Here is a 14,080-nt window from a genome sequence, read left to right as displayed (position 1 = left end):
CAGGACCACTTTTTTGTCCCCTGCTTTCGTGATATCTTCTGTAGCCTCTTTTCATAATAAGGAAATCCCCTATCTTCTAATTCAGCTTATCCGTCATATATTTAGAGAGTGGAGGGGTTTATATGCATTCTAAATTAGGTGTCCGTTCCCTTTTCTTTTATATAAACAGCTGGCTTTTCAGTATTTGTGCCGTTGTGGCGCTCGCCGGGGCTGTTACGCTTTATCCGGCTGCCTTTTCTTCCTCACATATGAATGTGCTGCTGAAGGATATTAAAGCCGGCCAGCTCTTCATTCACTTTTTGAAAGCTGAAAACCATTATTTTTATAAGGAAGCTCCTGCTGAAAGCTACTCCCTGTCCGGAACCCTATTTAAGCTGGCAACCAATACACAGCCACAGGATATTAGAACGTTCCTTGGCCGGGAGCTTCCAGGTTTTTCAATTTTCGATACCGGTATTGCCGTTGCCGGAGAGGGTACCGATTTTACCAACCTGCCAGTGGAATCTGCCCCTCCACTTGAAGTTCTTTTAAAAGAAAAAGAATTGGCGATGAATAACGGCCAAAGCGATGAAAATGCTTCTCCCCCGGTAATCCCGGACGAAAAAGGGGTTTTTATTTACCATTCCCACAGCTGGGAATCGTTTGCTCCGTTATTAAAAGATGTAAAGAATACAGATGAGGCCGTCAGTCCCAATGAACAGGTGAATATTATTGCTGTCGGGAAAAAGCTTAGTGAAGAACTGGCGAGAAAAGGCATAGGTGCTGAGCATGATAAAACCAATATAGCCGCAGAACTGAAAAAGAAGGGCTGGAACTGGGAAAATTCCTATACGATGTCCAGAGAAACTGTCCAAACTGCCATGACAGTGAATAAAGATGTTAAATTCTTAATCGATATCCACAGAGATTCGCTTCCCCGCGGGAAAACAACCGCATTAATTGGCGAGGAGCCATACGCACGACTGTTTTTTGTCGTCGGCAAGGAGCACAAAAACTATGAGCAGAACTTAAAAGTGGCTACTGAGCTCCACCAGGCACTGGAAGCAAAATATAAGGGAATTAGCAGGGGGGTCATTGTGAAAGGAAAAAGTGAAGGCAACGGCATTTATAACCAGGATCTTTCCGAACGGGCCCTTCTAATGGAGTTCGGTGGTGTGGAAAATAATCTGGATGAACTGAATAATTCCATTAAAGCATTTGCGGATGTGTTCAGTGATTATTACTGGAAGGCAGAGCCGGTCAATGCGAAAGATTAGCGCTTGTCATTATTGTCTCCTGTTTACTTTTTTCAGCACCTATTTTCTTTACCTTCTATTTGGCATAAGCACGATTACGGCTGCCTGCCTGTTTTCAGGAATTACCCTCTCCATTATCAATTTAATAGAGGATGAAATGAAGGCATTCAGACAGGAACACAATGGCCGATACAGGAAAAAATAATTGTTTTCTGCTTTAATAGTAGATAATGAAGGCGAAAATAGGAGTGATTAAATTGAAATTGGCTATCATAACAGGAGCATCAAAAGGATTAGGAGCTTCCATTGCAAGGAGAATGATGACGGAAGGAACAGGAATCATATCTGTATCAAGGACCGAAAACCCGGAATTGGCGAAACTTGCTGCAGAGAACCATGTATTCTACGCCCAATATTTCTGCAACCTGTCCTCACCGGATGAGCTTGAATCTGTTTTCAGCAAATTGTCAGCATTATTGCAGGAAAAACAGCCGGAGATCGTATATGTATATAACAATGCAGGGGTCATTGATCCAATCGGCACAGCCGGGAATCTCAATCATGCGGCATTAATTCAGAATGCTCACGTTAACCTGATTGCTCCTATATTGATTTCGAATATCCTTCTGCGTGAAGTTTCAAGTGATATGGTCATTGTCAATATTACTTCAGGCGCTGCGGAAAGACCCATACAGGGGTGGAGTGCATACTGCAGCACAAAAGCCGGAATAAATATGTTCACGGAAACTGCCGCATTGGAATTGCAGACAGCCGGAAGCAGACAGAAGATTATTGCCTTTAGCCCAGGTGTCATGGACACAGATATGCAGGGAACCATTCGTTCTTCAGCGAAGGAAGCATTTCATGATCTGGAGAAATTCCAGGAATATAAGGAGAAAGGAATGCTAAGGGATACAGAAACTGTGGCAAACGCATTGGTCGGCCTGCTGCTTCATAAGGAGATTGAGAGCGGAAAAGTTTATTATGTAAACGACTTAATTTAAATATGTTAAAGGCCGGCTGCAGGCCGGCTTTCTTATTCATATTCCAATATATTACTATCAACAACACCATGGTGAATACGCAGCACTTCATGGTTATTTTCTCTTTGTATCACAAAAAAACCATTTGAGAAGTCGGAGGATAATTCTTTAAAAAAGATGCCATTTATTCCATTCTTGTGACTTTCTCCAATGATTAAATGGTAATCGGAGCCTTTTTTGACGATCTGGGCCGGCAGCCCTTTATCAGTATCATCAGAAGGATCATGGACCTTTCTGGAAACTTCTGCGACAAGAATATCCACCCCATCAAGCAGCTGGAATAATTCATTGATCAGCGAAGGCTTTACCATCCGCTCCAGCTTGGTTTGAACAGCCTGTCCAAGAATAATCTGGGTAATTTTAAACTCCTGTACCACATCAGCGATCACCCTGGCAGTTTTTTTGCCCCCAGCATACTTGGTGAGCATCTTCAGCCCATATTTCTCTGCTAAACTTTCGAACAAGTATTTTGTCTGAAGCTCGTTAAAGTTAAACTCTTCCTGTTTCCGGTTTTCTACGGAGAGAATATAGCCCTCTCCCTGAAAAGCTTCCTTCAGTTTTTTTCCTCGCTGGGCCAGTCTTTCCGCATGATTGGGATTGCTTACACAAATTAATATATTTTCCTTCATTTTAACACCTCTCCCACCGGATTCTATTTTCAGTATAGCACGAATACCATGGAATAAACCTGGGGCGCAAGGGAACCAAAAGTTTGAATCAAAATTTTTTTGAAAATATGAATAAGAATTTCTTTATCCGTGCATACTAATCCTACAAGTGTAAATCCCCCTTTTTTTTCAGCTTCCTTTCAAGGAAGCATTTTTTTTGTGAAATTGCCTCCCTGCCCGCCAACATAAAGAAAAGCCCTCCTTTTTAAAAGAGGGTTTCCAATAGCTATTATCCATAAGACGGTTTTTTCAAAGAACATTTTGAAGCTTCTCCCGCCAGTTCAGGAGCATAATAACTGAGCTTTTTTATTAAATAGCAGGCTTCCGGGAAATGATGTTCCAGAAATCTCAGAGTCGTTTTATTGAGAATACTTTTGCCGGCATATTTCTGTATAATGCCTTTAATATATTCATTCATTTCAATTACAGCAGCCCCCACGTCCCTTGCCATTTCCTGCTGGCGCGGAAACCCTGGCTGCGTGAATCGGAGATACCCCTTCATATGGCGGTTCTGCACCAGAAATCCCTGAAAAATCCTTGTATAAATTTGTGCCTGTTCCTCTACAAAAACCTCAATTGGATCAATCGAATTCCTCAGAAGGATAATATGCCCCAGCTGATCCTCGAGCCACAAATCCAGCAGATCAAAAAGAGATTGCGGCGGAGGTGTAAGCCCTTTTGCATAATAAGACAGAAGCCGCAAATATTCCTGATTTTCACTCAATGTGCCGTTAAAATACGTTGGCGAAAGATTAATATTGATCATGTTATTGATTCTCAAATTCTGAAGTTTTCCTTCAAATTGAAAATAGCCATTTGCAATCGGCCATATCTCAATGGCCATTGCAATAGCCTCCTGTGAGTCTGCCTGTACAGAGGGGGATAAATGATTAAGCCTGGTCCTAAGGTTCCGGAAGGCTTGCCTGTATTCATCCGCTCTTTTTACATACTTGCCTTGGGCTGGAGAAAGATGGTCCCTGACAAATATCGCATGATCTTCAAGAACCTCCAGCCAGAAAGCATGCTCCTCCCACGGTGTCAAACCTATTTCATTCATCCAGATCCCCCCATATTAATCCTTTTAAATGTATATGCAATTTAAAAGGAAACATGAAAGCCGGTCCGGATAAAAAGGAAGTGGTTTAGAGAAAATAAGGAAGCATTTTGATGAAAGGAGAATCCCAATGACCAAAAAGTACAATAAAGGCAGCAATAATCAAAATTCACCAAGAGGGAATCAATCCCCGATCAGCGGTGATAACAGTAAGGGCAATAAGAGGAATAAGGACCAAAAAGATAAGACTGATTTGGATTAAGAAAAGCGCAAGGCGCCCGCCTATCTAGGAACGCAGACTAAAACCGCCACGTCCTGTGGCAACGTCTGCATGACCCGCATCCTGCGGGCCTCAAGCATAAGACAAGCCGGCTGAAAGGTTGTTCTTTAACCTTTTGGACGGATTGAAAGAAATGTTGAGGCGACTGCCCAGGGACGACTAGCATAAGACGTTCCCTGTAAGAAGGTGTTTTTTCCTTCTGGAAGGGAGCGGCTTATGACCTCGAGTCCCTAGGAGCCGAAACAAGACAAGCTTATGACCCCGAGAGCCGATGGCGCCTGGAGCTAGACAGTTATCGAAGTTCAAAGTTATACTTTTAATCTTTAATAGAAAAACGGCTTCCTGTTCGAAGCCGGTTTTCTATTCGTCATCGCCTGAAATTTTAATTGCTGGTGTTTCGTTATAAAGGTAGGTTGGAGCCATATTTTGTTTTGGCTCACGATTATTCATTGCTTCTTGCAGCTTAAGATTAGCATCCTCTGTTTCTGTTGCGCTGCTCATTTGGGAATAAACAGTCTGATCTTCAAGTTTTTCATTTAGCCTGATATTCGTTTCAGCAGTTTTATCATCCATTTACCTAATCCTCCTTTTGTTATAGTTTGTTATAAATGGTTGTTAAATATTTACCACATTCTGTTTCTATAAAACAAAAAGCATAAACCCATGGCCTATGCTTCTAAAAGTTCTCCATAACCGAGTTTTCCGGAACTTTGAACGGATCATTTTTATCAATTCGATCATAAAACATAATTCCGTTAAGATGGTCGATTTCATGCTGCATGATGATAGACGGAATCCCCTTAAACCGGAGTGTCACTTCCTCTCCATCAAAATTATGCGCTTTTACCTTAATGCGCTCATAACGGGGCACATACCCTTTTACATCACGGTCTACAGACAAACAGCCTTCACCCTCCGGAAGAAAAATGACACCGACAGAGTGGCTGATAATTTTCGGGTTAATTAAATAATGCTCCTGAGGCTCGCCTTTTTCATTGGTAAAATAAGCCGTAAACATGCGCTTGCTCAGGCCAATCTGGTTGGCGGATAGTCCAATGCCCGGTCGCAAACCATATTTCTTTGCAATGGCAGGATCCTGGCTGTTCTTCAAATACTGCATCATCGCAATCAGCGTACCGCGATCTTCTTCATTTAAAGGCACTGTGACTTCCTTTGTTACTCCACGCAGGATCGAATCACCCTCACGTACAATATCCTTCATCGTAATGATTGTATCCGCATTAAATTTACTCATAAATAAACAATTCATCTACCTTTACTTTTAATGTTTTAGAAATTTTAAAAGCGAGCTCCAGTGTGGGATCATATTTATTATTTTCTATGCAGTTAATTGTCTGCCTGGCCACACTGCACTCTTGAGCGAGCCTTTTCTGAGTTATTCCCAGCTTTTTTCTCATTTCCTTTATTTTATTTTTCATCCTACCACCTTTGGACCGAAACTGTTCTTATGGTAGCATTTCAGATGGCAGGATGTCTAATACTTTGGACATTCGTGATATGCATGAAAATTTTTTCGCAAAAACCTGGGAGATAACAGCGAATTTTTGATTATCCGTGATTTAACCCCTTTATCCGCGGAATAGCAAAAAGCCAGTGCAGATCCCCTCCACACTGGTTCCCTAGTTGACTATGCCTCTGCTTCAACCAGAGTTTCAGCTTGTTTTTTCTTTTTCAGCAGCAGCTTTAGCTCTCTTTTATATTTTCTCTTAGTAAGGATGTAAAGAAAATCTCCCTGCTCAATTTGGGTGTTGCCTGTTGGAGTAATTAACTCATCTTTACGAATGATTGCATTGACGAGTGCGCCTTCAGGAAAAGGAATCTCCATCAGATTTTGCCCTATTATGAATGCATCTTCTTCGATTTCAAATTCAATCATTTCAGCATCTGCTTTCCCAAGGGAAACCAATTCCAGGGAATGCATGGGAGTAGCCTTCTCAGGCCCAGTCAGACGGAGCTTTTCAGCTAAAAATGTAATTGTTGATCCCTGGATAAGAGCGCTTGTCAGGACAACGAAAAAGACAACATTGAAAATTTCGTGACTGCCTTCCACACCGGATAGCAGCGGAAAAGTGGCCAGCACAATTGGCACAGCCCCTTTTAATCCTGCCCAGGATAAGAAGATCAATTCTTTTATGGAAAAGCCCATTTTAATGGTGGTTAGAAAAACAGCAGCAGGTCTGGCAACAAATATGAGAAGTGCTGAAAGAGCAAGGCCTTTTAGCAAGATGTCAAATTGGAAAAGTTCATTCGGAAAGACCAGAAGGCCTAAAATAACGAACATCGCAATTTGCATCATCCAGGCAAAACCTTCCGTAAAACGGAAAACAGAGTGGCGATAAGCAATGTCTGCGTTCCCAATCATAATACCCGCCACATATACAGCTAGTAGGCCGCTTCCTCCCAGATAAGCAGTTATTCCATATGTCAGCATGGCAAACCCAGTTGCAAACACAGGATAAAGACCGCTTGAATCCAAGTTAATTTTATTCAATGACCATATTGCGAACTTGCCAAACAAGAGACCGGCAATTGCTCCCACTCCCATTTGGATAAAGAAGGAACCAACAAGTGAGAGAATGCCGGAGCCGGGAGTCATGATCAGCTCAATCATGGCAACTGTCAGGAACACTGCCATGGGATCATTGGAGCCAGACTCGGCTTCCAGTGTTGCGGAAATCCTCGGTTTTATATTTTGCCCTTTTAAAACAGCAAAAACGGCAGCTGCATCAGTTGAACCGACAATCGCACCAAATAGCACCGCGACAGGCCAATCTACACCGAGAATAAACTTTGCTGCCACAGCAACAAGTCCGGTGGTAATCACAACACCTAAGGTTGCCAATGATAAAGAAGGTACAATGACCGTCCGGGCTGTTTTCCAGTTCGTCTGCAGTCCACCTTCAAACAAAATAATGATAAAGGCCAAAACCCCAATCATCTGCGCAATTCTCGCATTATCAAAATAAATGAATTGCCCCAATCCCATTCCGACCGCGATAAACAGAACAAGAGCAGGGACGCCGAGCCGTGCAGAAAATTTAGTTGTCATAACACCAATAATAAAAAGAATAGCAGCCAGCAGGATAAGTGCATCTGTGTGCCAAATAAATTCAGCCAATACAATCACCTTCTTTATTCAGATTTAATCAAAGGATATAGGTTATAAAAAAATGTTCTATTAGTGTTGAGGTTTTCTTTTAATGCATCAGCAAACAGGATAATGCCAGGAGAGATGATGACAGCAGTTCATTACGGATCTTTAACATGGTGCAGAGCTGCTATTAGAAAGAAGTGACAGTGAGTCGCTGGCTTTGTTACCCCAATATAAGATTATCTTTTGACGCTCTCACTGTTTTATCGCTTTTTAATGTAACATAAATACATCATAACATATATTATGTAACATAGCTCTTCATATGCATGATTTTATAAAAAAATCGGACTTACCCTTAGGCAAATCCGCTAAATATCTTTAGATAGATGAATCATCTCATCTTCCATTTTATACTCCTTATAACCGCAGCTTTTATAGAGGTTTACCGCATTATCCCAGGCAATATTTGTTTCCAGGACAACTTTTATGTAACCGGCTGCTTTAGCATGATCCTCCAGTTTCCGTACCATCATTCCGGCAATGCCCTGACCCCGGAATTCCTTTTTTACAGACATTCGCTGCAGCCTGCACTCTCCGTTGCCTTCATTAGTAATTGCACCTGTACATACCAGTTCATTATCAATTAAACCAGCCAGAAAAAGCGCACCTTCAGCGCTGTATGTTTCTGTAAGGCTGTTCAAATCAGGATTTAACGAATGGTCAATAAACCCGAAGCGTTCCTGGAATCCATTCAAAATTAATTCTTTTGCAGCAGTTTCGTGATCTTTTGTGATCTCTACAATCTTTATATCCGATTTAATCATTTTCAGCTCAGCAGCAGCCAGCTTTTTATCGAATACGTGAGGCTTACCGGCATTTCCATTGACAGTTGTTATTTTCATTGGATTCTCCTGTTTTTTCCTTTTATAATAAGATATTAGCCGTGAAAAGAGAATTCTTTTAGAGAGTAAATATAGGCAGATTTTTCTCTAGAACTTCTGCTCCCTGTATATATTTAAGTTTGCACATGTCCGCCGGACAAAAAGCGTTATACTTTTTCCGTAAGACTCAAGTCTTAGCTGAAATTAAACCTGGGGCTCAATGTGCATAAATTGAGATTAGCATAAAATATAATTAAGAAATTATTGAGGGAAAGCAGGGATTCATAGTGAAAAGGATCTTCACCATTTTTATCATTTTAGTCTGTTCCTATTTGCTCTTTACAGGCGTGAACAGCTGGCTGAGTTTTGAAGGAAGCAGTAATGAAGCATCTCTCAGCAAGAGGACAGACCATATCAGCATAGATGTATCAAGTTCAGATACAGTCATTATTCCTGAAAAGAGGAATGATGTTAAAGCAGAGCTTGACGGTAAAGGCAAAGTGACCGTAAATAAGTCTGGAAACGAAATTCGTGTAGAATATAAAAGAAAGTGGCTGGAAGGCTTTCAGTTTTTCAATAACAAAAGTAATTTGAAAATCTACATTCCTGAAGATTTCAATAAGTCCATGTCCATAGACATCGGTTCTGGCCGTTTGGATTTCGCCGGTGAGTCTAAGAGCAAGCCTCTCGAACTTGAGACACTGGATGTTAATATGAGCTCGGGAAAAGTCAGTCTGGCCAACATAAAGACAGATGAATTTGAGCATGAAGGCTCCTCAGGCATGATGGATGCAGATCACTTATTTGCCCGATCAGGCGAAATAGATATGAGTTCAGGCAAAGTGAAGATCCGCAACTATCAGGGCAAGCTTGACGCCGGGGTCTCATCTGGACAGCTCGATATAATGGTCGGCAAACTGATTGACTCTATTAAAGTGGAAGCAAGTTCAGGCTTTGTCCGCCTTGATTTGCCTGATGATGCTGACTTCACCTTAAAAGGCAAAGCAAGCAGCGGCCATATCAGCAGCAATTTCGAATTGGATGATGAAGAGCGCGATAAAAATGACATTTCAGGCAGGCATGGATCAGGTGAACATGACATCCGCATCTCTGTATCCAGCGGGAAAGCCGAAATTAATTAAGTCCGGGAAACCGGGCTTATTTTGATGTGAATGAGGATTAAAGCTGGGTTCATTGCCGGATAGGTACAGGTGGAAGACAGGCAATCACTTGTGTGGATAAATAAAAGAGGAGGATGTTTGGGGATAACTTTCAGTCTCAATCATGATCACCTATGTGGATAACTCTATTATTACCTTATATTATCCACTTAGTGTGGATGAATCGAACAGAAAACGCCCTTAATTGTGGATACTTCTGAAAAATTTAAAAAGTCAGTGAATTAGTTATGCACATTTTAACTAACGGCTACCTCCGAATGCCGCGCAAGCGATTTATTAGGAAATTTACAGCCTTTCTGGTAGTATATGAATGATTTTTTAAGAGGAGGAAAAACGATGCATACATTAAAAGGCAAAACAGCTCTCATCACGGGAGCAGGCAGAGGAATCGGCCGTGCAGCAGCCATCGCGCTCGCAAAAGAAGGCGTCCATATTGGTTTGCTTGGCCGCACGATTGAAAATCTGGAAAAAATGGCAGATGAACTTAGCCAGTACGATGTGAATGTATCTGCTGCAGCAGCCGATGTAGCCGACCTTGAAGCCGTTACTCATGCAGTCGAGCATATAAAGTCAGATCTTGGCTCTGTGGATATCCTGATTAACAATGCCGGAATCGCCAAGTTTGGAGGATTCCTGGAGCTGTCTCCCGCTGAGTGGGAAAGCATCATTCAGGTCAACTTGATGGGTGTTTACAATGTTACTAGAGCCGTTCTCCCTGAAATGATTGAACAGAAGTCCGGAGACATTATCAACATTGCATCCACAGCAGGACAGAAAGGTGCGCCTGTCACCAGTGCATACAGCGCATCCAAATTTGCCGTTTTAGGCTTAACAGAGTCCCTGATGCTTGAAGTTAGAAAACACAATATTCGAGTTAGCGCGTTGACTCCAAGCACAGTTGCCACTGACCTTGCGATTGAAACAAACCTGACGGACGGCAACCCTGAAAAAGTCATGCAGCCTGAAGACCTCGCAGAATTCATGGTAGCACAACTGAAATTGAACCCGCGGGTATTTGTGAAAACAGCCGGCATGTGGTCGACAAATCCATAAGATTTAGCTGAAGCCCCAATTGCTTAATAATGATTGGGGCTTTATGCTTCTTTTTAAAAGCTGTTTTCGCAAGGTTTGCTGCTTTTTTGTATCTTATTTACTGAGTTGATTGGAGCGGAATGTGCGAGATCCTCGAAAAAAATGCTGCCGCATTTCCTTCGTGCGGTGTTTACTCAAGGAAGCTTATTCACAGTCCTGCGGGAGTAGCGGGACAGGCGAGACTCCGCAGACGCGTAGCGTTGAGGAGGCTCACCGCCCGCCCCGCGGAAAGCGAGCAGCCTGGAGCGGAAATCAATGGACAACATTGATAGGCGAAAATAACAATTTATACAAAAAGAGCCTTTTGAAATAAACCATCAAAAAAAAGACTGCCATAAAGACAGTCTCAGCTTAAATTAATTTGCACTTCTTTTAAACGGCCACCAGTTTGCCTGACCGAAGTTCTTGACCATAACCGGAATGAATAACGGCAGCACAATCAGTGCGTAAAGCATTAATCCAATTAGAACAATAGACGCGATCTGCAATAGAGACAGCATTCCGGATGGCATCATTGCCGCGAATGTTCCTCCGAGGATTACCGCAGCTGAAATAATAACCGTACCCATCTTTTTCATGGATAACAGCATTGCATCTGCGATTGAAAGGTCACGATATTCATTAAAGCGGTCCATTAAGAAAATGCTGTAGTCTACGCCAAGCGCGACCAAAATAACAAATGCAAAGAATGGAACCGCCCAGCTGATGCCCGTGTATCCAAGCAAATTCACAAAAATCGCTTCGTTCATTGCCATACTTGTATAGTAGGTCAGAATCAATGAACCAATTAAATAGATTGGCATGATGATAGACCTGAAAAGGAACACAAGGATGATGGAAATGCCCAGCAGCATCAATACGACTGTACGTGAATAATCCTGATCAGACATTGTGCTTAAATCAGCATTGGTACTTGTAATCCCTCCTATCGCGACAACCGCATTTTCAAGCTTCGTCCCCTTTGTCGCTCTATCCACAGCTTCCTTGATTTCATCTACCTGGTTAATGGCTTCGTTGGAATACGGATTTGCTTCAAGCACAACATCCATTGTCATGACTTTACGATCCTCAGACAAATAGACATCAAACACCTGGGCAAACTCTTCATCCTCCAGAACCTCAGGCGGCAGATAGAAACCATCCATATTATCCGAGTTTGAAAGACCTGCCAGGTAATCCTGTGCAGAACCGAGTCCTTCAGATACCTGCTCAAGCCCATCTGCACTCTGGCCAAGACCATCTGTCAGCTGGCCGATTTGTCCGCCAAGATCTCCAAATCCGGCAAGAAGCTGTTCCTGCCCTCCATTGATTCCGGCTAAACCATTTGTCAGCTTTGGAAAATTATTAACGATTTGTCCCTGCCCGTCAGCAAGCTGATTAAGTCCAGCCTGCTGGGCTTCGATTCCATCGATCAGCTGCTGGAGCCCGGCAGCTAATTCCTTTTGGCCGGATATGGCGGTGCCGAAGTTTTTATTTGCTTCCGCCAAGCCGTTTTGCAGCTGTGTTAACCCCCTATTAGCAGCATTGATACCTTCTGAAACTTTTGGAAGCTGCTGCTGAAGGCCTGCTACTTGACCTTTGATTGCTTGATATTGAGGGTCTTGGACCAACTCAGGGTCCTTGGTTTCAACATAGCCAAACAGTGCATCATTCGCCTGTTTGATGCCATCCGACAGCTGATTTAAGTTCGTCTGGATTTCTTTATAGCCCGCCATTAAGGAAGGAATGGCCTCTTCTGCTGACTGATACCCAATCAGCAGCTGCTGATATCCGGCGAGAAGCTCTTCGGCACCAGCCTTGGACTTTTCCAATCCCTCTTTAATTTGATCTGAACCGGCCGATCCCTGACGAATACCATCTTCGATTTTTGCCAGATTCGTCTGAATTTCACCTAGCCCCGACTTGATTTCATTGGTGCCGGAAATCAAATCATTGATTCCCTTTGCGGCATTCTGCAGCTCAGGTTCTGATTTGGAAAGTTCGCTGCCTGCTTCATTCAAGCCATCCGAAATTTTATTCAGTCCATCTTTTCCTTCCCCAAGCCCTTCTTCAAGCGTTTCAGCTTGTTTGGCAACAAAGAAGTCTTCAATCGGCTCTCCAGTTGGTCTTGTGACTGAACGGACTGTATCCACCAGATCTACTTTTTCAACCTCCCGGCTAATTTTTTCAGCCAGGCCTACATATTCTGCTGAATCCATTTCCTCGTCATTTTTCAAGACGATCTGCGTTGGCATGGATTCTCCCGGTCCAAAGCTGTCAGCTATGGCATTAAACGCCTTAATGGAATTAACATCCCCGCCGATTTCCTCAAGGGAGTTGTATGAAAGTTCTCCGTCATATGTCACCAGGAACGGCACACAAACGGCTGCCACGATAAGCAATGCCAGGAATGGACGCGCCAGCGAGAATCGGCCGGCCGCACCCCATAGCTTGCTTTCACCATGCTCGGCACTCTTTTTCGAAGGCCAGAAAATTTTCTGGCCCAACACCGCCATAAAGAAAGGCACAATGGTAAATAAAGCAATTAAGAGAATCGCTACACCAATGGCAACAGCAGCTGCTGACTGATAAAGAATAAACTGCGAGAAGCCAATTGCAGCAAAGCCAATCATAACAGCCAGGCCGCTGAAAAATACTGTGCGCCCCGCATTTCGGTATGTTGCCACAATGGCATCCGCTGTGCTTTCATTATAGGAAAGCTCTTCTTTAAAACGGCTAAGCAGCAGGATGCAATAGTCTGTTCCAATCCCAAACAGAATCGCTACAAGGAAAATCTGGGTATAGTTTGAAATTGGAAAATCCAGTCTATCCACTAAAAATGCCACAATGGATTGTGAGGCAAGGTAAGTGAATCCCACTGTCAGGAGCGGGATAATCGGCGCTACCACTGATCGAAAAACCAGCAGCAGTACGACCAGAATAAAGACGACTGTTATTCCCTCTGTCTTTTTCAGTCCTTCCTGCGAACTGTTCATAAGATCTTCATTGATCAGCCATTCACTCGTATAATAGTGATCTACCTTAGCATCATCAATAGCTGAATAAAGCTCTTCGCTCAGCTCAGCTGGCTCACGGTCGTTCCAGCTAACATTGACAGAAGCCAGAATTGACTTGCCATCCTCTGAAACAAGCTGTTCTTTTAAGCTTTCTTCATTAAAATGGGTAAGAATTTCAGTAATTCCCATTTCAGCGCTTTTGTCTTCAAGCGTCCGGATAGCTTTCTCCGCTTCTTTGATTTCTTCTCCTGTGAGCTTTTTATCATTATGAAAAACAAGTGCGACCTGGGTCTCATCCCCGCCGCCTTCCTGCTTCTGCACTTCCTGCATGATGTCCCCGGCAAGTGTGGAAGAATATTCATCAGGCACAGTAATCTGCCCTTTATCACGGACCAGATCTGCCATGTTTGGCGCCGCCATAAACAAGCCGGCAGCCACTGCGATCCAAACGGCAATGACAAGCCATTTTCTTTTAATAATTGAATACACTATTTAATCCCCCGCTTTGTTTTCTGATAAAGTGAAACTTCAATCA

General features: G+C 42.9%; 14 protein-coding genes. 6 read left to right on the top strand and 8 right to left on the bottom strand.

Going from position 1 to position 14,080, the window contains the following annotated elements; genetic code table 11:
- The first annotated feature begins 122 nt into the window (after window positions 1–122).
- Genes spoIIP through PBF_RS08815 form a run of 3 tightly spaced genes read left to right on the top strand, consistent with a single transcriptional unit; the run spans window position 123 to window position 2,239 of the window.
- Window positions 123–1,256 carry a stage II sporulation protein P gene (gene spoIIP / locus PBF_RS08820; protein WP_035329329.1) on the top strand — a complete coding sequence of 378 codons (1,134 nt, stop codon included), beginning with the start codon at window positions 123–125 and terminating at the stop codon, window positions 1,254–1,256.
- Window positions 1,243–1,440: a hypothetical protein gene (locus tag PBF_RS25785; RefSeq protein WP_142753065.1), complete on the top strand. Its 198-nt coding sequence runs from the start codon at window positions 1,243–1,245 to the stop codon at window positions 1,438–1,440. The genes spoIIP and PBF_RS25785 overlap by 14 nt, the downstream gene beginning before the upstream one ends.
- A gap of 43 nt (window positions 1,441–1,483) precedes the next feature.
- A complete protein-coding gene (locus PBF_RS08815) occupies window positions 1,484–2,239 on the top strand; it encodes a (S)-benzoin forming benzil reductase (protein ID WP_235192224.1) in 756 nt (251 codons plus the stop codon).
- 32 nt (window positions 2,240–2,271) lie between these two features.
- On the opposite strand, the gene PBF_RS08810 is transcribed toward PBF_RS08815, so the two are convergent.
- Together PBF_RS08810 and PBF_RS08805 are read right to left on the bottom strand one after the other, a co-directional pair.
- The gene (locus PBF_RS08810; RefSeq protein ID WP_035329327.1) at window positions 2,272–2,907 is read right to left on the bottom strand and encodes a histidine kinase; all 636 of its coding nucleotides are present in this window, start codon (window positions 2,905–2,907) and stop codon (window positions 2,272–2,274) included.
- Window positions 2,908–3,175: 268 nt separating this feature from the next.
- Window positions 3,176–4,003 (bottom strand): DUF2935 domain-containing protein, encoded by an 828-nt coding sequence (locus tag PBF_RS08805; protein ID WP_035329326.1) that lies wholly within the window; start codon window positions 4,001–4,003, stop codon window positions 3,176–3,178.
- Window positions 4,004–4,130: 127 nt separating this feature from the next.
- Here PBF_RS08805 and PBF_RS27005 point away from each other — a divergent pair, with 127 nt between their 5' ends.
- On the top strand, window positions 4,131–4,262 hold the full coding sequence (locus tag PBF_RS27005; RefSeq protein ID WP_268745101.1) for a hypothetical protein: 132 nt from the start codon (window positions 4,131–4,133) through the stop codon (window positions 4,260–4,262).
- Between the two features lie 378 nt (window positions 4,263–4,640).
- Here the strand turns inward: PBF_RS27005 and PBF_RS08800 are convergent, their stop codons facing one another.
- The 5 genes from PBF_RS08800 to PBF_RS08780 all read right to left on the bottom strand — a co-directional run bounded on the left by PBF_RS08800 (window position 4,641) and on the right by PBF_RS08780 (window position 8,297).
- Window positions 4,641–4,853 (bottom strand): hypothetical protein, encoded by a 213-nt coding sequence (locus PBF_RS08800; protein ID WP_035329325.1) that lies wholly within the window; start codon window positions 4,851–4,853, stop codon window positions 4,641–4,643.
- A gap of 103 nt (window positions 4,854–4,956) precedes the next feature.
- Entirely contained in the window at window positions 4,957–5,535 is a 579-nt protein-coding gene (gene def / locus PBF_RS08795; protein WP_035329324.1) for a peptide deformylase, read from the bottom strand.
- Window positions 5,528–5,719 (bottom strand): helix-turn-helix transcriptional regulator, encoded by a 192-nt coding sequence (locus tag PBF_RS08790; protein ID WP_035329323.1) that lies wholly within the window; start codon window positions 5,717–5,719, stop codon window positions 5,528–5,530. Before PBF_RS08790 ends, def begins: the two co-directional genes overlap by 8 nt.
- A gap of 209 nt (window positions 5,720–5,928) precedes the next feature.
- Window positions 5,929–7,419: a potassium/proton antiporter gene (locus tag PBF_RS08785; protein ID WP_035329322.1), complete on the bottom strand. Its 1,491-nt coding sequence runs from the start codon at window positions 7,417–7,419 to the stop codon at window positions 5,929–5,931.
- Window positions 7,420–7,763: 344 nt separating this feature from the next.
- Window positions 7,764–8,297 carry a GNAT family N-acetyltransferase gene (locus tag PBF_RS08780; RefSeq protein WP_035329321.1) on the bottom strand — a complete coding sequence of 178 codons (534 nt, stop codon included), beginning with the start codon at window positions 8,295–8,297 and terminating at the stop codon, window positions 7,764–7,766.
- A 266-nt stretch (window positions 8,298–8,563) separates the two neighbouring features.
- On the opposite strand from PBF_RS08780, the gene liaG reads away from it, so the two are divergent.
- Both liaG and PBF_RS08770 read left to right on the top strand, forming a co-directional pair.
- Window positions 8,564–9,418, top strand: coding sequence for a LiaG family protein (liaG, locus tag PBF_RS08775; RefSeq protein ID WP_035329320.1), 855 nt, complete (start codon window positions 8,564–8,566; stop codon window positions 9,416–9,418).
- A 375-nt stretch (window positions 9,419–9,793) separates the two neighbouring features.
- Window positions 9,794–10,510, top strand: coding sequence for a 3-ketoacyl-ACP reductase (locus PBF_RS08770; RefSeq protein WP_035329319.1), 717 nt, complete (start codon window positions 9,794–9,796; stop codon window positions 10,508–10,510).
- 395 nt (window positions 10,511–10,905) lie between these two features.
- On the opposite strand, the gene PBF_RS08765 is transcribed toward PBF_RS08770, so the two are convergent.
- On the bottom strand, window positions 10,906–14,034 hold the full coding sequence (locus PBF_RS08765; protein ID WP_035329318.1) for an MMPL family transporter: 3,129 nt from the start codon (window positions 14,032–14,034) through the stop codon (window positions 10,906–10,908).
- Between the last annotated feature and the right edge of the window lie 46 nt (window positions 14,035–14,080).

Source organism: Cytobacillus firmus DS1, assembly GCF_000565285.1.
Taxonomy (GTDB): Bacteria; Bacillota; Bacilli; order Bacillales; family Cytobacillaceae; genus Cytobacillus; species Cytobacillus firmus_A.
The sequence above is the reverse complement of the archived record's forward strand: the minus strand, read 5'-3'. Positions and strand labels throughout refer to the sequence as shown.

Bases quoted from the DNA above. Each gene is read 5' to 3' on its own strand.
- spoIIP (WP_035329329.1), top strand. From the start codon at position 123: ATGCATTCTAAATTAGGTGTCCGTTCCCTTTTCTTTTATATAAACAGC.
- PBF_RS25785 (WP_142753065.1), top strand. From the start codon at position 1,243: ATGCGAAAGATTAGCGCTTGTCATTATTGTCTCCTGTTTACTTTTTTC.
- PBF_RS08810 (WP_035329327.1), bottom strand. From the start codon at position 2,907: ATGAAGGAAAATATATTAATTTGTGTAAGCAATCCCAATCATGCGGAA.
- PBF_RS08805 (WP_035329326.1), bottom strand. From the start codon at position 4,003: ATGAATGAAATAGGTTTGACACCGTGGGAGGAGCATGCTTTCTGGCTG.
- PBF_RS27005 (WP_268745101.1), top strand. From the start codon at position 4,131: ATGACCAAAAAGTACAATAAAGGCAGCAATAATCAAAATTCACCAAGA.
- PBF_RS08800 (WP_035329325.1), bottom strand. From the start codon at position 4,853: ATGGATGATAAAACTGCTGAAACGAATATCAGGCTAAATGAAAAACTT.
- def (WP_035329324.1), bottom strand. From the start codon at position 5,535: ATGAGTAAATTTAATGCGGATACAATCATTACGATGAAGGATATTGTA.
- PBF_RS08790 (WP_035329323.1), bottom strand. From the start codon at position 5,719: ATGAAAAATAAAATAAAGGAAATGAGAAAAAAGCTGGGAATAACTCAG.
- PBF_RS08780 (WP_035329321.1), bottom strand. From the start codon at position 8,297: ATGAAAATAACAACTGTCAATGGAAATGCCGGTAAGCCTCACGTATTC.
- PBF_RS08770 (WP_035329319.1), top strand. From the start codon at position 9,794: ATGCATACATTAAAAGGCAAAACAGCTCTCATCACGGGAGCAGGCAGA.